Annotated in this window: 17 protein-coding genes and 1 other annotated feature; of the genes, 9 read left to right on the top strand and 8 right to left on the bottom strand. The window is 67.7% G+C overall.

The window, feature by feature from the left end:
* Positions 1 to 215: 215 nt before the first annotated feature.
* Positions 216 to 719 carry a DinB family protein gene (locus OG394_RS37340; protein WP_328992023.1) on the bottom strand — a complete coding sequence of 168 codons (504 nt, stop codon included), beginning with the start codon at positions 717 to 719 and terminating at the stop codon, positions 216 to 218.
* Positions 720 to 984: 265 nt separating this feature from the next.
* On the opposite strand from OG394_RS37340, the gene OG394_RS37335 reads away from it, so the two are divergent.
* The 7 genes from OG394_RS37335 (at position 985) to OG394_RS37305 (ending at position 7,741) form a co-directional block, all read left to right on the top strand.
* Entirely contained in the window at positions 985 to 2,367 is a 1,383-nt protein-coding gene (locus OG394_RS37335) for a precorrin-3B synthase (RefSeq protein ID WP_328992022.1), read from the top strand.
* A gap of 125 nt (positions 2,368 to 2,492) precedes the next feature.
* Complete coding sequence (locus OG394_RS37330; protein ID WP_328992021.1) at positions 2,493 to 3,125, top strand: precorrin-8X methylmutase; 633 nt, start codon at positions 2,493 to 2,495, stop codon at positions 3,123 to 3,125.
* On the top strand, positions 3,122 to 4,612 hold the full coding sequence (locus tag OG394_RS37325) for a precorrin-2 C(20)-methyltransferase (RefSeq protein ID WP_328992019.1): 1,491 nt from the start codon (positions 3,122 to 3,124) through the stop codon (positions 4,610 to 4,612). The genes OG394_RS37330 and OG394_RS37325 overlap by 4 nt, the downstream gene beginning before the upstream one ends.
* A 93-nt stretch (positions 4,613 to 4,705) precedes the next feature.
* Positions 4,706 to 5,305, top strand: coding sequence for a hypothetical protein (locus OG394_RS37320; RefSeq protein WP_328992018.1), 600 nt, complete (start codon positions 4,706 to 4,708; stop codon positions 5,303 to 5,305).
* Between the two features lie 39 nt (positions 5,306 to 5,344).
* Positions 5,345 to 5,854: an oleate hydratase gene (locus tag OG394_RS37315; protein WP_328992016.1), complete on the top strand. Its 510-nt coding sequence runs from the start codon at positions 5,345 to 5,347 to the stop codon at positions 5,852 to 5,854.
* Positions 5,817 to 7,057 (top strand): IS3 family transposase gene (locus tag OG394_RS37310; RefSeq protein ID WP_328989085.1). Its coding sequence is split into 2 segments (ribosomal slippage): positions 5,817 to 6,099 and positions 6,099 to 7,057, totalling 1,242 coding nucleotides; the frame shifts between segments, so codons are not numbered across the junction. Before OG394_RS37315 ends, OG394_RS37310 begins: the two co-directional genes overlap by 38 nt.
* Positions 6,095 to 6,226: a sequence feature (AL1L pseudoknot), on the top strand. (Overlaps the previous gene by 132 nt.)
* A gap of 24 nt (positions 7,058 to 7,081) precedes the next feature.
* Positions 7,082 to 7,741, top strand: a complete 660-nt coding sequence (locus tag OG394_RS37305; protein WP_328996908.1) for an FAD-dependent oxidoreductase — start codon at positions 7,082 to 7,084, stop codon at positions 7,739 to 7,741.
* Positions 7,742 to 7,885: 144 nt separating this feature from the next.
* Here the strand turns inward: OG394_RS37305 and OG394_RS37300 are convergent, their stop codons facing one another.
* From OG394_RS37300 to OG394_RS37285, 4 genes are all read right to left on the bottom strand, one after another.
* A complete protein-coding gene (locus OG394_RS37300; protein WP_328992014.1) occupies positions 7,886 to 9,100 on the bottom strand; it encodes an MFS transporter in 1,215 nt (404 codons plus the stop codon).
* Between the two features lie 93 nt (positions 9,101 to 9,193).
* Positions 9,194 to 10,483, bottom strand: a complete 1,290-nt coding sequence (locus OG394_RS37295; protein WP_328992013.1) for an ArsR/SmtB family transcription factor — start codon at positions 10,481 to 10,483, stop codon at positions 9,194 to 9,196.
* Positions 10,484 to 10,655: 172 nt separating this feature from the next.
* A complete protein-coding gene (locus tag OG394_RS37290; RefSeq protein ID WP_328992012.1) occupies positions 10,656 to 11,138 on the bottom strand; it encodes a GyrI-like domain-containing protein in 483 nt (160 codons plus the stop codon).
* Between the two features lie 198 nt (positions 11,139 to 11,336).
* Positions 11,337 to 12,278, bottom strand: coding sequence for an alpha/beta fold hydrolase (locus tag OG394_RS37285; protein ID WP_328992011.1), 942 nt, complete (start codon positions 12,276 to 12,278; stop codon positions 11,337 to 11,339).
* Between the two features lie 172 nt (positions 12,279 to 12,450).
* Between OG394_RS37285 and OG394_RS37280 the strand changes: the two genes are divergently transcribed.
* Complete coding sequence (locus OG394_RS37280) at positions 12,451 to 13,029, top strand: helix-turn-helix domain-containing protein (protein WP_328992010.1); 579 nt, start codon at positions 12,451 to 12,453, stop codon at positions 13,027 to 13,029.
* Positions 13,030 to 13,043: 14 nt separating this feature from the next.
* Here OG394_RS37280 and OG394_RS37275 read toward each other — a convergent pair whose 3' ends face one another.
* The gene (locus OG394_RS37275) at positions 13,044 to 13,484 is read right to left on the bottom strand and encodes a GNAT family N-acetyltransferase (RefSeq protein ID WP_328992008.1); all 441 of its coding nucleotides are present in this window, start codon (positions 13,482 to 13,484) and stop codon (positions 13,044 to 13,046) included.
* Between the two features lie 93 nt (positions 13,485 to 13,577).
* Positions 13,578 to 13,949, bottom strand: a complete 372-nt coding sequence (locus OG394_RS37270) for a cupin domain-containing protein (RefSeq protein ID WP_328992007.1) — start codon at positions 13,947 to 13,949, stop codon at positions 13,578 to 13,580.
* A 59-nt stretch (positions 13,950 to 14,008) separates the two neighbouring features.
* Here OG394_RS37270 and OG394_RS37265 point away from each other — a divergent pair, with 59 nt between their 5' ends.
* Positions 14,009 to 14,467 carry a MarR family winged helix-turn-helix transcriptional regulator gene (locus OG394_RS37265; protein WP_328992006.1) on the top strand — a complete coding sequence of 153 codons (459 nt, stop codon included), beginning with the start codon at positions 14,009 to 14,011 and terminating at the stop codon, positions 14,465 to 14,467.
* Between the two features lie 86 nt (positions 14,468 to 14,553).
* Here the strand turns inward: OG394_RS37265 and OG394_RS37260 are convergent, their stop codons facing one another.
* Positions 14,554 to 15,819, bottom strand: coding sequence for a serine hydrolase domain-containing protein (locus OG394_RS37260; RefSeq protein ID WP_328992005.1), 1,266 nt, complete (start codon positions 15,817 to 15,819; stop codon positions 14,554 to 14,556).
* Between the last annotated feature and the right edge of the window lie 45 nt (positions 15,820 to 15,864).

Below are 15,864 nucleotides of genomic sequence, written 5' to 3'. Positions count from 1 at the left end.
CCTGGCCACGTCGAAGGACTGGCCGCGCGACTGATCCGACGGCGCCGTCGGACCCACCCAGGCCGATCGATGCACCGATCGATCATCGTCTGCGGCAGTGGCACGGAGTTGGCCCCTCATGCCGTACTGCCAAGTGGCACGTCGCTCTTTGGCATGCTGCAGTACGCCCGGGGCATCCCGCTGCTGCTACTAGCCTCGGTTGGGGGGCAAGGGCATCACTCTCCGGTTGTGCCGTCGATGAGTTCGCGGAGGATGTCCAGGTGGCCTAGGTGGCGGGCCGATTCCTGGAGCACGTCCGTGAGTAGGCGCTCAACGCGGACCTGCTGACCGTAGACCTCGACGAATGCACTCCAGTCCACCTCGGCGAGCGTCTGCTGGGATCGCAGCCACTCCTCGTCGTAAGCCGCGATGACGCTGGTGATGGTGTCCTCCGGACCGAGCCGGAAGTCGAAGTCATGGTCCTCGTGGCTCCACAGCAGCGGCAGCCGGCTGCCACCGATGTGGACCTGGATGTGCTGCCGCTGCACCGCGGTGAGGTGCTTGATCAGCCCGAGCGGGCTCATCAACGGCGAGGTCGGCAACGGTGTGGCCCGGGCCTGCTCCTCACGCAGGCCGGCGAGCTTGTTCACCGCGGTCGTGTGCACGAACTCCAGGAACCCCAGCACAGCCGCGGGCAGCACTGCCGCCCGGTCCGGCCAAGGTCGCTCACGAAGACTCATGACCTGAACTATACCAACACTTTGCGCCGTATTCGAATTTGTGTTCGAGTCGATCGCGACCTATCGTGAGGTGATCGTCGAGATATCAAGTATGAACGTTCCGTATTGGAGGAGTCACTCTGGGCAGAGGAAATAGTGCGATTGATCCCACACAACTCAATATCGTGACCGACGTCGATCGGGGCACCCGATTCGGCCAAGTAGCATCGCGGCCGTGGTCCTCCGCACGCCGCCAGCCCGAACCAGCCCGGACAGATGTCCGGGTGTGCTGGCCGTTCACCGGGCGGCCGACGGTGGACTGGCTCGGATCCGGCTCCCGGGCGGCACGCTCAGCGCGGAACAGCTCGGCGTGCTCGCCACTGCTGCGACCGACTTGGGCGACGGACGGCTCGAGCTGACGTCACGCGCGAACGTCCAGATCCGGGGGCTCGAGCCAGGTAGCGAGCAAGCACTCTCCGACAGCTTGTACGCAGTCGGGTTGCTGCCGTCGATGACCCACGAGCGAGTCCGGAACATCTTGGCGTCCCCGCTGGCGGGGCTCGACGCGGTCAGCCAGTACGACGTGCGTCCGTTCGTGGCACAGCTCGATCGGCTGCTCTGCGCGCGAGCGGATCTGGCCGAGTTGCCTGGGCGGTTTCTGTTCGCACTCGACGACGGCCGCGGAGATCTGACCGCGCTCAAGGCTGACGCCGGGATCCAGGCGTTGCCCGGAGGACGGGTCGCGCTTGTGCTGGGCGGCATCGACACTGGCGTTCGGGCGGACCGGCGCGAGGCGACGGGCCTGTTGCTCGCTACGGCGCGGGCCTTCCTGGCCGAACGCGCCGAGCAGAAGTCCGAGGCCTGGCGGCTGACCGAGCTCGACGACGGTATTACCCGCGTCCTCGCCCGCCTCCGGCAAGGACAGGGCCCCGCCACGTCCTCTCCCCCGGCACCGCCAGAAGCGTTGGCGACGGCTGGGCCGGTTCGAGCTGGGCGTCACTCGCAGGCGGATGGACGGATCGCCCTGGTGGTGACCGTTCCGCTCGGCAGCCTGACCGCGGACCATGTCGCGGCGCTGGGAGAGGTCGCGGCGGCGGGACAGGGCGCGGCGTCCGGACAGGGCGTAGCGGCGGAACAGGGCGCGGCGTCGAGGCGGCGCGTCGCGGAGGGGCGGGGTGTGGCGGCGGGACAGCTCGCGGCGTCCGGACAGCGCTCGGCGGCGGGACAGCGCGCGGCGTCCGGACAGGTCGCGGCGGCGGGACAGCGCGGGGCGGAGGGGTGGGGTGTGCGGGTTACGCCTTGGCGGTCGGTGGTTTTGCCTGGCGTGCCTGCGGATCAGGTCGAGGTGGTTGAGGCGGGACTGACTCGGGCTGGGCTTGTGGTTGATCCCGAGTCGGGCTGGGGTGGCGTGACCGCCTGTGCGGGACAGCCTGGCTGTGCGAAGGCCTTGGCCGACGTACGGGCTGATGCGCGGCGTGCGACGGTCCGGCTGGTTGGCATCGGAAAGCCTGTGCATTGGTCGGGTTGTGACCGGCGGTGCGGGCATCCGGCCGGTGAGATGGTGGACGTCGTTGCTGATGGCAACGGGTATCTGGTGGACGGAATCGCCGTCGACCAGGACGGTGTGGGCGAACTGATCGCCGCGCGCCGGAGAATCGGGGAGCACTGAAACCGCGTGCGAGATGACGAGACAGTGCGAATTGACCAGGCAGGGCGAAATGACCGGGCCCAGCGAGATGACCAGGCAAGACGAAGTGACCAGGCAGTGTGGGATGACGAGACTATGAGGACGCTGTGAGCCAGCTCGACTACGAGCGCGACGGGGCCGAGATCTACCGGCAGTCGTTCGCCACCATCCGGTCGGAGGCCGCGTTGTCGGGCCTGCCCGACGACGTCGCGCAGGTCGCGGTGCGGATGATCCACGCCTGCGGCATGGTCGATCTGGTCGACGACCTGGCCTGGTCCGCCGCCGCGGTGAAGTCCGCGCGCGAGGCGTTGCAGACCGGAGCGCCGATCCTCTGTGACGCCGCGATGGTCGCCGCCGGCATCACCCGGCGCCGGTTGCCGGCCGACAACGAGGTCGTCTGCACGTTGTCCGCTCCTGGCGTTCCGGAGCTCGCCGCCCAGCTCGGGACCACTCGCAGCGCGGCGGCTCTCGATCTCTGGCTCGATCGCCTCGACGGCGCGGTGGTCGCCATCGGTAACGCGCCGACCGCGTTGTTCCGATTGCTCGAGCTGATTGCCCACGGGGCGCCGAAACCGGCCGCCGTACTGGGGATTCCGGTCGGTTTCATCGGCGCGGCCGAGTCCAAGGAGGCCCTCGCGGCCAACTCGCTCGGCCTGGAGTACCTGGTGGTTCGGGGTCGTCGCGGCGGTAGTGCGATCACCGCGGCCGCCATCAACGCGATCGCGAGCGAGGAAGAATGACCGGACAACTGTGGGGTGTCGGGCTCGGTCCCGGCGATCCCGAGCTCGTGACCGTCAAGGCCGCCCGGCTGATCGGCGCGGCTGACGTGATCGCGTTCCACAGCGCGCGGCACGGCCGGAGTATCGCCCGCTCGGTCGCCGAGCCGTACCTGCGCGAAGGCCAACTCGAGGAGCACCTCGTCTATCCGCTGACCGTCGAGACGACGGACCACCCGGGCGGATACCAGGGCGCGATGGACGATTTCTACGCCGATTGCGCCGAGCGTCTCGCGGCGCATCTCGACGCCGGGCGCAACGTCGTCGTACTGGCCGAAGGCGATCCGCTCTTCTACGGCTCCTATATGCACATGCACAAACGGCTCGCCGATCGCTACCCGTGCGAGGTGGTTCCGGGCGTGACCTCGGTGAGTGCCGCCGCCGCGGTGCTCGGCCGACCGCTGTGCGAGCGCGACGAGATCCTCACGGTGCTCCCGGGCACACTCCCGCCCGACGTCTTGGCCGAGCGCCTGCGGAATACCGATGCGGCCGCGGTGATGAAGCTCGGCAGGACGTTCGGCAATGTGCGCGAGGCGTTCGAACTGGCCGGGCGTGCGGACGAGGCGTTCTACGTCGAGCGGGCCACCACCGTCGACCAGCGCACGCTGCCGTTGGCGGACGTCGACCCCGACTCCGTGCCGTACTTCTCGCTGGCGCTGCTGCCCAGCCCGATCAGCAATTTCGTTGCTCCAAGCAACGAGTCGACCGTCGGCGGATCCGTCACCGTCGTGGGCCTCGGCCCGGCCGGCGTGGAGTGGATGACTCCGCAGGTGCGATCGGCCATCGCCCAGGCGGATGACCTCATCGGCTATGGGCCGTACCTGGATCGGCTCCCGGATCGGGCTCGCCAGCGCAAGCACGGCTCGGACAACCGGGTCGAGTCCGAGCGCGCCGCCTTTGCGCTCGACCTGGCCCGCAAGGGTTCGCGCGTTGTCGTGGTGTCGTCGGGCGATCCCGGTGTGTTCGCGATGGCGTCCGCGGTGACCGAGGTCGCGAGCGAGCCGACGTACCAGGATGTCGAGGTCGTCGTACTGCCCGGGCTGACCGCGGCGCAGGCCGTCGCGAGCCGGGTGGGCGCGCCGCTCGGCCATGACTATTGCGTGCTGTCGCTGTCGGATCGGCTAAAGCCGTGGGAGGTCATCGAGACCCGGATCCGGGCGGCTGCGGCGGCGGATCTGGCCATCGCGATCTACAACCCGGCCTCGAAGACGCGGACCTGGCAGGTCGCGGCGACACGTGACCTGTTGCTGGCCGAGCGCGCCCCCTCGACGCCGGTGGTGATCGGCCGCGATGTCGGTGGCGCTCAGGAGACCGTGACGGTCACCACGCTGGCCGAGCTTGACCCGGCCCAGGTGGACATGCGCTGCCTGCTGATCATCGGCTCGTCCACGACTCAGGTGGTCGAGCGGGAGGCGGGCCGGCTGGTGTTCACGCCCCGTCGCTACCCGTAGTGACGCCTGGCAACGTCTGGCGACTGCGCACGCATGCCCCGTAGGGTGCCGGGGTACTGGGGGGCCGCACGGGCTGATCGCTGAGGAGAGGTCATGGTTCAGCAGTACGCAGTAGAGACCGAGGAAACACCCACGCTCGCGGCACACCGCGCCGATACGAGGACGGTCGAGGCCGTCGACCCCTCGTTCCGGGGCTTCAAGTTCGGGGCGGCGTTCTTCGGTTGGCTGATCGCCGTCGCCATCACGGTGCTGCTTGCCGGTGTGGTGGGCGCGATCGCCACAGGCGTGGACTATGCGGCCACGATCGACTGGGCCGAGATGCGCAACCAGGCCGGTACGGTCGGCATCGTTTCCGGCGCCCTACTGCTGGTTGTGATGGCACTGGCCTATTACACCGGCGGGTACGTCGCCGGGCGGCTCGCGCGGTTCGACGGTGGCCGGCAGGGCTTTGGTGTTTGGGTGATCGGGCTGCTTGTCACGCTGGTTGTGGCCGGCGTCGGCGCGTTCGCGGGTAATGAGTACAACGTGCTCGACCGGGTCGAGGTCCCCACGTTGTCGCTATCGACCGACACTCTGACCGCTGGCGGCCTGATCCTGGCCGGAGCGCTCTTGCTGGTCACACTGCTCGCCGCGATCGTCGGCGGCAAGGCGGGTCTGCGGTACCACCGCAAGATCGACACCAGCTGGAACTGACTCCGGAAGATCCACGCCCGCTGACTGGTTGAAGCTGGTGTGGAGCATGTCGACGTAGTAGTGATCGGTGCAGGACAAGCAGGTTTGTCTGCCGCCTACCACCTCGTTCGGATGGGCTTTCGCCCGTACGACGAGGTGGTAGTGCTCGATCGCAACCCCGCGCCGGGAGGTGCCTGGCAGCACCGGTGGGACTCTCTGACGATGTACGACGTCCACGGGATCGCCACGCTGCCAGGTCTTGGCGTACCCGAGAGTGCTGGGAGTGAACGGGCTAACGAGTTCGTGCCGCACTACTTCGGGGAGTACGAGCAGCAGTTCGACCTGCCGATAATGCGGCCTGTGGCGGTTACTACCGTCCGCGAGGCGCCGGAGCGTCGGCTAGAGGTTGTGACCAATCACGGCAGCTGGAACACGGCTGCACTGGTCAACGCCACTGGTACCTGGGATAGGCCCTTCATCCTGAGCCGCCCCGGCGTGTCTGGAGACTTCATTTGTTGGAAGGATGAAGTCCATGTCACGTCCGTCGTCGTATTCGCCCGAGATCCGTGAGCGCGCTGTTCGGATGGTTGTTGAGTCCAAGGCCGACTATGGCTCGGAGTTCGAGGCGATCAAGTCGGTCGCGTTGAAGCTGGGGATCGGGGCGCCGGAGACGCTGCGCAAGTGGGTCCGTCGTGCCGAGATCGATGCTGGGCAGCGTCCTGGTGTCACCACCTCGGAGTCGGACCAGCTGAAGGCACTGAAGCGGGAGAACGCCGAGCTGCGGCGGGCGAACGAGATCCTGAAATCTGCAGCGACTTTCTTCGCGGCGGAGCTCGACCGCCCACAGAAGTGATCGTGGCGTTCATCAACGATCACAAAGACCGGTTCGGGGTCGAGCCGATCTGCCGCGTGCTCACCGAGCATGGCTGCAAGATCGCCCCATCCACCTACTACGACAACCGGAATCGTCAACCCAGTAAGAAGAAACTCCGCGATGCCGAGTTGATCGCGGTGATCGAGAAGGTCCGCGCCGAGGTCCGGTTCGTGCGGTTGTTCGGAGCCGACAAACTCTGGCTGCATCTGCGTGGCCTGGGCCACGACGTGGCTCGCTGCACGGTGGAACGATTGATGACCCAGATGGGCATCAGTGGCGTGATCCGCGGCAAGAAGCCACGGACCACCATCGCTGACGAGTCCGCTCACCGGCCGCCCGATCTGGTCGATCGCCGGTTCGTCGCCTCAGCCCCGAACCGGTTGTGGGTCGCCGACTTCACCTACGTCGCGACCAGGACCGGCACGGTCTACGTCGCGCACATCGTGGACGTATTCTCCCGCCGGATCATCGGCTGGAAAGCAGCCACCACGATGACCACACCGCTGGTCCTGGACGCCCTCGAGATGGCGATGTGGACCCGCCGAACCGAAGGCACCACCGACCTGACCGGACTGGTCCACCACAACGACGCCGGCACCCAATACACCTCGATCACCTTCACCAAAGCCCTGCTCAACGCCGGAATCGACGCCTCGGTCGGATCGGTCGGCGACGCCTACGACAACGCCCTGGCCGAGACCCACATGGGCCTCTACAAGTCCGAACTGATCCACTCCTACGGCCCCTGGCAAGGCCTCCACGACGTCGAAGCAGCCACCTTGAACTGGGTCCACTGGTTCAACACCGCCCGCCCTCACGGATCGATCCAAGACCTCACACCGACCCAAGCCGAGCACACTCACTACACTCACCGAACCCGTCTCGCCGAGGCCGGTTAACACCTAACGAAGCCTCCGGACACGCTGGGGCGGCTCATCCCTTGGTATCCGGGCATTGAGACCTTCAAGGGGCGTCAGCTTCACACGGCCGACTACGCCGGTGCTGAGGAGTTCGCCGGACAACGCGTGCTTGTGGTGGGCGGGGGTGCTTCTGCCGTTCAACTGCTCGCCGAGGTTTCTGAGCACGCCAATACGACGTGGGTGACGCGACGCGAGCCTGTCTGGCGTACGGGCGAGGAATTCGGTCCGGAGATCGGGCGTGCCGTCGTCGCGAAGGTCGAGGAACGCGTCCGCGCGGGTCTGCCTCCGCACAGCGTGGTGAGTGTGACCGGGCTCCAGTTGCGCGAGCAGGAGCAGGCGGCTGCGGCTCGCGGGGTGTACCGGCGTCGGCCGATGTTCCAGCGGATTCTGCCGGACGGGGTGCGCTGGGCCGACGGCACGATCGAACGGTTCGACGCGATCCTTTGGGCGACGGGCTTCCGCGCCGATCTGGCCCACCTCGCGCCGCTGCACCTGCGCGAATCGGCCGGCGGCATCCGGATGGACGGCACCCGGGTGGTCCGCGACGACCGGATCCACCTCGTCGGCTACGGCCCCTCCGCCAGCACCATCGGCGCCAACCGCGCCGGCCACGCCGCCGCCCGCGCCCTCCGCACCCTACTCAACTCCCCCGCCACGCTCTGACCTCCCGCTTGGTCACAAGGGCCCGATCAATGGCGACACGCCGCGTCACAAGGGCCCGATGAACGCCGACACGCCGGGTCAGAAGGGCCCGATGAACGGGATACACGGGGTATCGGCGGCGAGGGCCGGGGTTGGGCGGGTGGGTTAGGCGGGGGTGGGGGTGGGGGCGGGGTGGAGGGTGTGGTGGCGGACGGTTGGGGGGATGAGGGTTCCGGCTAGGAGGAAGATGGCGCCGGTGGCGAGCCAGCCGGGCCAGCCGATGGTGACGGCGATGACGGTGAGGACTGTTGGGGCGAAGAGGTCGCCCATTTGGCGGCCCATTGCGTAGGCGCCCTGGTATTGGCCTTGCCCGCCGGGTGGTGCGAGTTCGAAGCTGACGCCCCAACCGCCTGCGGATTGGAGCATTTCGCCGAGTACGTGGGCCAAGGCGGCGAGGATCAAAAGGCTGATCGTTGCGGCGCCGGAGGTTACGTCGGTCAGGGCGAGTACGGCGCAGGCGATCGCCAGGAGCCAACCCGCTCGGCGGCCGGCACGTGCGGCGCCGGTGAGGTTCTCGGTACCGCGGGCCACACGTACTTGCAGGAGGATGACCGCGATCGAGTTCAGCAGCAGGAGTACGGCGATCAACCAGGTGGGCGCGTCCGTCGCGGTAGCCACCCAGAGCGGCAACGCCACTTGGATCATCGCGTTGTGCATCGTGAGTAGGCCGTCCAGCGCGACGAAGGCCAGGAACGGCCGGTCGCGCAGGGCGGTCAGCGCGGATGGCCCGGCGGCCGTTGGCACCGGCGGAACGGACGGTAGGCCCCAGGCGACCATGGCGGCGGTTACCAGGAAGGTCGCGACGTCGGCGAGTAGCGCGGCGACGTACACGGTGGGCTGGTCGATGGCGAGCACGATGCCGGCGAGGGCGATCCCCGCGGCCATGCCGATGTTGGTCGCGACCCGGAGGTGGGCGCGGGTGCGGACTCGCTGCTCGGCCGGTACGACGCCGGCGATCAGGGCGCCCTTCGCGCCGCGCTGGCCGGAGTCCGCGATGGCGGTGACTGCCGCTATGGCGATGAACCAGCCGAGCGAACGGACTTGGGTCAGCGATGCCATCGCGACTGCTTGGATGAGCAGGAACACCACGTACGCACGGTTCGGGCCGAGGCGGTCGGCGACGACGCCCAGTGGAGTACTCGTGATCAGGCCGGCCACTGCCGCCAGCGTTAGGCCGAGGCCGACCGAGGGTACGGAGAGCCCGGCGACGCGGGTGAGGAAGAGCGCGCCGACCGCGGCGTACACGCCGTTGCCGAGGGTGTTCACCAAGGTGGCGAGGATCAGGCGGCGGATCACCGGCTGGCGGACCAAGGACGTCATGCCCGCCATCCCAGCCGGTCAGCTTCGGTCCGGACCGACGATTGCCGAATAGCGTCAAACGAACACCCCGGCCCGAACAGGCGGTTGGGTGGGTTAGCGCAGGATGAGGGTGAGGATTTCGGTGCCTAGGTCGCGCATTGCCGATTGGTCGAGGCGGTAGGTGACGAAGCGGCCTTGGCGTTCGGCCGTCACCACGCCGGCGCGGGTCAGCGCGCGGAGGTGCCGGGTGACCTGGGTCGGGTTGATGCTCCACAAGGCCGCGATCTCGCCGGCTGTACGCGGCTCGCTGGCGACGGCTCGGCAGATGCGCAGCGCGATCGGCGAGCTGAGAGTCTCGAGCCTGGTCTGGATCGCCTTGGCGGTGGGTACGGCCGGACCCGCCGTACCGTCGACGGGATAGATCGCCATCACGGGCTCGTCGGGAATCTCTGTGAGATACAGATGCGGGGCCACGAAGGCGCTCGGTACCAGCAGCAGTCCCCGGCTGCCGACGTCGAGCCGCTTGCTGTGCAGGCGTTGCGCGATCACGGAGTCCGCTCCGGGTTTGCCGTCGATCGCTGGATCGAGCGAGATCAGCATGGCGGCCGGGTCCTGACGGATGGCAAGGTCCCGGTCATGCCGGGCGCGCGCGGTCAGCCTCGGCGCGACCTGGGCCCACTCCGCCGCGAACCAGGTCTGCCAGCAGTGATCGAGTACGCCGAGGAAGCGCCCGACCGCCTGATCCGGGTCGGCCAGCAAACCCTCCACCAGTACGTCGACCACGCGTCCGCGACTGCGCGCCCAATGCCGTACGTCGTCGAGACCGCCCGAACCGTCACCTCGCAACGGCCGCACGAGATCGGCCGCGAGTTCCTCGGCCGGACGAGCCCGCAACCGCTCCAACTCCCACTGCCACCCGCTCCCCGCAGTCACAGCACCAGTCCCGGCCGCCGCGCCCGCGCCAACTCCGCTCGCCCCAGTAGTACCCACTGCTCCGGTCCCAACCCCGGCCGCCGCTGCCGCGCCAACTCCGCTCGCCCCAGCGGCGTCCACCGCTCCGGTCCCAACGCCGGGCGACGCTGCCGCGCCGACTCGGCTCGCCCCAGCGGCGTCCGTCGCTCCGGTCCCAACCGCGGTCGCCGTTGCCGCTCCGGCGCCGGGTGCGGGTGGGTAGGTGACGAAGATGCGGGAGCGGACGGCGCGGTAGGTCCAGGACCAGGCGTCGAGTTCCGCGTTCTCGGCAGGAGTCATCGTTGCCCTGATCCGGGCAGCCCACTCGAGCCGGTCGTGGTGCCCGGGCTCGGCCAGTACGTGCAGCGCCGAACCAAGCTCCAGCAACGGCGAGACGATCGGCCGGATCTGCTCCCCGGTCAGCCGGTTCAGGCCGGTCAGTACGGTAGGCACGCGTTGATCATGTCAGTCGCCAGGTTTGTCTCCTCCGCGTCGAAGGTGGTGTCGGCTTTGCATCGGCGTAGGTGTCGGCACCGGGTCAGCAGGCCGATCGGAACGCCAACTCGGTCAATCGGCCAGTCGGAACGCCGGCTCGGTCAATCGGCCAAGCGGGACGCCGGCTCGGTTAGTCGGCCAGGCGGAAGGCGAGCTCGGTCTCCCACTTGTTCATATCGGGCTCGCGCTCCGGATCGGACTTGTAGATCTCCAATCGGCAGCCCCAGTGGTCATCGGTCTCGTCGAACCGCAGCCCCTGGGCGTCGGCCCAGGCGAGCAGCTCGGCCGTCCGATGCACCAGTTGATCGGGGTGACCGATGTGAGTGAGCGAGACGTACCGCCCGGCGGGCAGTACGTCCGCGACGATCTCCCCATCGCCCGTCACCGCGGTCTCGAGCGGCACCCCGACCTCGATCTCGAGTTCGCCCTCCATATCGATCACCCGATACCGGAAGTACGGCGCGCCCGCCGGCGTGAGGCCGCGCGCCGCGACCCAACCGAAGACGTCGCCCAGCCGGTCCGCGACCTCCCCGATCCGGTCCATCGCCACCTTCGCCACGATGCCCACCGTGGGCTGCTCGGCACGCTCTACAACTGTCGGCTCGTTCCCCATCCGATTCCTCCCATCGAAGTCCGCGACGCCGCGGCATCGCACTATCCCGACCCGGCCATCCTGCCGAAGGCCACCGACAGTTTCTGGAAAACGCCCGATGAAGGTTCGCCGACGCATGCCGGCCCTGTTCGCGTACGGGACGGCCGCTGTGAGTCCGATCCTGATGCTGCGCTCGCCGCGATCCCGGTGACCGCGGTATTACGGTTTGGCGAAGAAGGCTAGGAGTTCCTTGGTGACAAAGGCGGGGTTCTCTTCGGGCAGCCAGTGGCCGGCGCGAGGCACCTCGACCGCGCGTTCGAGCCTGCTGACCAGCGGGTCGAGCGTTGGCCGCGTGCCGGCGAGGACGCCCTCGGCGGTCATGAGCAGCGTCGGGACATCCGTACGGGCGGTCAAGTTGTCACGCTCGTCCCGACCCAGAGTCCGGTATAGCTCGAACCCGCCACGCAACACCTCGGGCCGCTTATACGTACGGGCGAACTCGTCGGTCTGAGCCGCGGAGAACGGCGACCGCGCGCCCTTGCCGCCAAAGGCCACTCCGCCGTACGCCACTTGCGGGTAGAACGCCGCCAGGTAGTCCCGTACTTCGTCGTCAACAAGCATCTCCGGCACCTTCGGCTGAGCATGGAAGGCCATATGCCAGCTGAACGTGCGATACGTGGCCGCGCTCAACGCCGGACCAGGCAGCGGATAGTCCAGATGCGCGTACCGGACGACGTGGTTCGGGTACTGCGCGGCGTACCGGAAACCGACCCCTGCGCCCAGATCGTGCGCCACCAGCCGGATGGCCTTCAGGCCGAGACGGTCGACCAGAAGACCGTGCACGTAGCGGGCCAGCGTCGCCTTGTCGAAGCTCTTCGGCGAACCACTGCTGTCGCCGAGGCCAGGCAGATCGAGAGCGTAGACGCGATAGCGCTTAGCCAACTCCGGCATGATTCCACGCCACTCGTACCACGACTGTGGCCAGCCATGGAGCAACACCAACGGCTCACCGGAACCGCCGGTCACATAGTGCATGCGGACTCCATCGACGACGGCGAACTCATGCCGGAACTGCCGATTGAACTCGTCGTCATCCCGCGTCGCGGCGTCGAAGGCCGTCCGCTGAGCCTCGGCAACGCCGGCCCCCTCCGGCGCGGACATAGCGGACATAGCGGACATAGATGTGCACCCCAGCAAGCTCAAAACCACCACACTCAGCACGGCACCCAACCGGCTTCTGTACCTGATCATCAGGCCTCACCTCCTGACGGGAAGCCTCGCCAGTCGCCGGTCCCGCTGGCAATTTCCCTTGCCAATTGGCAACATCGGGTTCATGAGCGACAGCGAAGACACCGTGCTGGCAGCCGTCGGGCCACGACTGAGGGCCTTGCGCCAAGCCCGTGGGACCACGCTGACCGAGCTGGCCAACGAGACCGGGCTCACCCCCAGCACGCTGTCGCGGCTCGAGAACGGCAAACGGCGCCCCACCCTCGAACAGCTCCTGCCGTTGGCGAGGGCTTATCGGGTGCCGCTGGACGAGCTGGTCGGATCGGAACACGCGGGCGATCCGCGGGTTCACCTGCGCCCGGTCACGCACCAGGGCATGACCTTCGTCCCGCTGAACCGCCGTGCCGGAGGCATCCAGGCCTTCAAGGTCGTCTACCCGCCGGCGTCTGTTTGGGGAGCGCCGGCGCTGAAGACTCACGAGGGGTACGAGTGGTTCTACGTGATGAACGGGACCATTCGCCTTGTTCTCGGCAAGCAGGACCTCGTGCTGCGAGCCGGTGAGGCCGCCGAGTTCGACACCCGGGTGCCGCATTGGATCGGCAGCGCCGACGAGCGGTCCGCCGAGCTCCTGACCCTGATCGGAGTCCAGGGCGAAAAGGTCCACCTCGCCGTCTTCCCCGACTGACCACTCGGGTGCGTTCAGGGAAGTCGGAGGTCGATCCAGGGGATGGTTTCTCCTGGCAGTACGTATCGTTCGGTCTCGACGAATCCGTGCTTGAGGGCGAAGAGCAAGCCGTCTTCGTTGGACGACAAGACGACAGTCTCGATGGCTTCGGCATCTAGCTCTCGCGCGCGGGCGAGGCCGCGTAAATAGAGGGCCTCCCCAATCCCCTGGCGCCGGTGGTCGGCGAGCACGCGCGCGATAACCGTCGCAGCGGGCGCGTCCTCGGCCGGAGGGCGCACGGTGCTGCAGCCCACGAGCACCTCTCCGAGATACGCGACCTCCAGGTGATGCCGCTTGCTGCGGTCCCGTACGTCGTCCAACGTCAGCAGGTGAGTCGGGATGATCGTGTTATGGACGAACCGCCACTGCTCGAGCATGGCGTCGTCCTCCGGCCGCACGATGCGAAGGTCAACCATCCGCGCAGCACACCCCACCAGCCCCACCACCGTCAACCACATTCCGCGGGCTGACGAGCCGGCGGGAGCTTCCGCCGGCTCGTCAAGATGGGACTACTGGGCCCAGGGCGGCTGGATGGTGGTGCCGTTGGCCATGGTGCCGGTGAAGCCCGCGGTGATGGCGACGTGCAGCACGGCCGGGTCGGCGCCGAGGTTGGCGACCTGGATCGGATCACCGGCCGCGACGACGACCGCGTCGCCCGGGCCGATCTCGGGGCCGTCCGGCGTGATGCGCACCGTGCCCGAGACCACCATGAACACCTCGTCCCGATCGATGGTGTGCGACTCGTCGTTGGCCTGCCCCGGCTTCAGGGTCAACCGCCAGGTGCACAGACCCGCCGAACCGCGGCTCGGTGCGGCCAGACCGACGAACTCGGCCCCGGGCAATTCGAATCGCGGCGCCTCGGCCGCGCGGATGACAGTCATCTCCACCCCTTAAAATAGACAAGCTGACTTGTTCAACTGCTCTTGTCTATCATGGAGCCATGACGAAGACAACCGACTTCGGGATCCTGCTCGTGCTCGCGTACCAGGAATTCGTCCGCGACCTACGCGAAACCCTTGCGGCACAAGGGTTTCCCGACCAGGGCCGATCCGACGGCTACGTGCTACGGACGCTGAGCGCCGAGCCGATGACCGTGAGCGCTCTGGCCGAGCGGCTCGAGATCAGCAAACAGGGCGCGGGCCAGATCGTCGACGACATGGAGCAGCGGGGGTACGTCGTACGCGTGCCGTCTCCGACCGATGGGCGCGCGCGGATCCTGCAGCTGTCCCAGCGCGGGCATGACGCGCTCAAGGCCGCGCGCAAGTTCCACCAGACGTACGAGCGACGCCTCAAACGGGCCCACGGCAACGAGAGCGTCGACGCCGTTCGCGAGGTCCTCGCCACCATGGCCGGCGACCACGACCCCACCGACCCCCACTTCCGCGCCCTCTACCTCTGACCCCGCCGTCGATGGGCCCGACGCCGGTGGTCAGAAGGGACCGATGAACGGCGACACGCCTGGTCACAAGGGCCCGATGAACGGGGTTAGACGAAGTACTTGGGGAAGAGGTCGTGGGTGGGCCAGCTGGTTACGCCGTTGGCGGCGGTCCACATCGCAGCGTCGATATCGCCGTACGACTTGCCACTCGCGTCGTCCCGCCGGTTGAACACCGCCGCCCAGCTAAGCCCCGACGACGTCCGCACGAGCAGCGAAAACGTGCCCGGCATGCTCCCGGTGTGCCAGGTGTTGCGCCCAGTACCACCAGTGGTCGGCCGCACATTCCAACCAAGACCATAGTACGAGCCGTCGGTCGCGAGGCCCGTCTCCGGCTTCGCCCAAACGCTCGCGAGCGACGTACTGTTCAAAACGCCCGGCGCATCGAACATCTTCGCCCAACGCACCAGGTCCGGGGCGCTCGCGAGCCAACCACCGTTGGCGTCCTGGGTGCGCATGCTGAACGACCCGTACGGCGCGGGAACGATGGCGCCGGAGTTGTCCATCACTGTGCGCCCGGTGGACTGCGACTCGTACGGAACCTCGCCAGCGCGTTTCCACACGGACGCGCCGAGCGCCATCCGGGTGATCTTCAACGGGGTAAGCAACTTCTGCTTCACATAGGCCTCGTAGCTCAACCCGGAGACCTTCTCGATCACCCGGCCCGCGAGCAGATAACCGTAGTTCGAGTAGGCGTACTTGCTGCCCGGGGCGAGGTCGAGCGGCCGTCCAGCCATGTACTTGATGACGTCGGCGTGGCGAAGCTGCATCGGGACACCAAGCGCCTGCGCGATCGCCGCGTCCTTGAAATTCGGATCGCCGGAGACGTTGCGATCCCAACCGCCGAGGTGCTGGAGCAGCCGCTTGATCGTGACCGACTTCAGCCGGGCGTCCACGGTCTGGCCGGTCGGCGGCGTGAAGGTGAGGATCGACGTGACCGGCGTCGACAGGCTCAGCTTGCCGTCCTGCACAAGCTTCATGATCGCCGCACCGGTGACCGTCTTCGACACACTCGCGACCCGGAACAGCGAAGTGGGCTGGACATCCAGCGTGCTCTCGGTGCTGTAGCCGCGGGCGAGCACCAGCCTGCCCTTGTAGGTGACTGCGACCTGGCCGGCCGTGATGCCGCGGGCCTGCATGAACGCCTTCAACTGGTTGTCGAAACCACTCAAGGCCGGTACGGCGGTGCCCGTGGCGCGCCACGTCGCGGCCGCGCCGGCCGGACCACCAAGCGTCGTACCGGCAACAGAACCAGCTGCGACAGCCGCTCCGGTCACAACGGCGAGCTTGCCGAATTTACGGCGTGACAATTCCACTGACGTGCTCTCCTTCAACAGGGCGGTCTTGAAAGGTACAAGCAG

The sequence above is a fragment of the Kribbella sp. NBC_01245 genome, assembly GCF_036226525.1.
Taxonomy (GTDB): Bacteria; Actinomycetota; Actinomycetes; order Propionibacteriales; family Kribbellaceae; genus Kribbella.
The sequence above is the reverse complement of the archived record's forward strand: the minus strand, read 5'-3'. Positions and strand labels throughout refer to the sequence as shown.

What these genes read in the sequence shown, in the direction of transcription:
- OG394_RS37275 (WP_328992008.1), bottom strand. Translation starts at nt 13,484, where the DNA reads ATGGTTGACCTTCGCATCGTGCGGCCGGAGGACGACGCCATGCTCGAG.
- OG394_RS37280 (WP_328992010.1), top strand. Translation starts at nt 12,451, where the DNA reads ATGAGCGACAGCGAAGACACCGTGCTGGCAGCCGTCGGGCCACGACTG.
- OG394_RS37340 (WP_328992023.1), bottom strand. Translation starts at nt 719, where the DNA reads ATGAGTCTTCGTGAGCGACCTTGGCCGGACCGGGCGGCAGTGCTGCCC.
- OG394_RS37325 (WP_328992019.1), top strand. Translation starts at nt 3,122, where the DNA reads ATGACCGGACAACTGTGGGGTGTCGGGCTCGGTCCCGGCGATCCCGAG.
- OG394_RS37320 (WP_328992018.1), top strand. Translation starts at nt 4,706, where the DNA reads ATGGTTCAGCAGTACGCAGTAGAGACCGAGGAAACACCCACGCTCGCG.
- OG394_RS37270 (WP_328992007.1), bottom strand. Translation starts at nt 13,949, where the DNA reads ATGACTGTCATCCGCGCGGCCGAGGCGCCGCGATTCGAATTGCCCGGG.
- OG394_RS37300 (WP_328992014.1), bottom strand. Translation starts at nt 9,100, where the DNA reads ATGACGTCCTTGGTCCGCCAGCCGGTGATCCGCCGCCTGATCCTCGCC.
- OG394_RS37285 (WP_328992011.1), bottom strand. Translation starts at nt 12,278, where the DNA reads ATGTCCGCGCCGGAGGGGGCCGGCGTTGCCGAGGCTCAGCGGACGGCC.
- OG394_RS37290 (WP_328992012.1), bottom strand. Translation starts at nt 11,138, where the DNA reads ATGGGGAACGAGCCGACAGTTGTAGAGCGTGCCGAGCAGCCCACGGTG.
- OG394_RS37265 (WP_328992006.1), top strand. Translation starts at nt 14,009, where the DNA reads ATGACGAAGACAACCGACTTCGGGATCCTGCTCGTGCTCGCGTACCAG.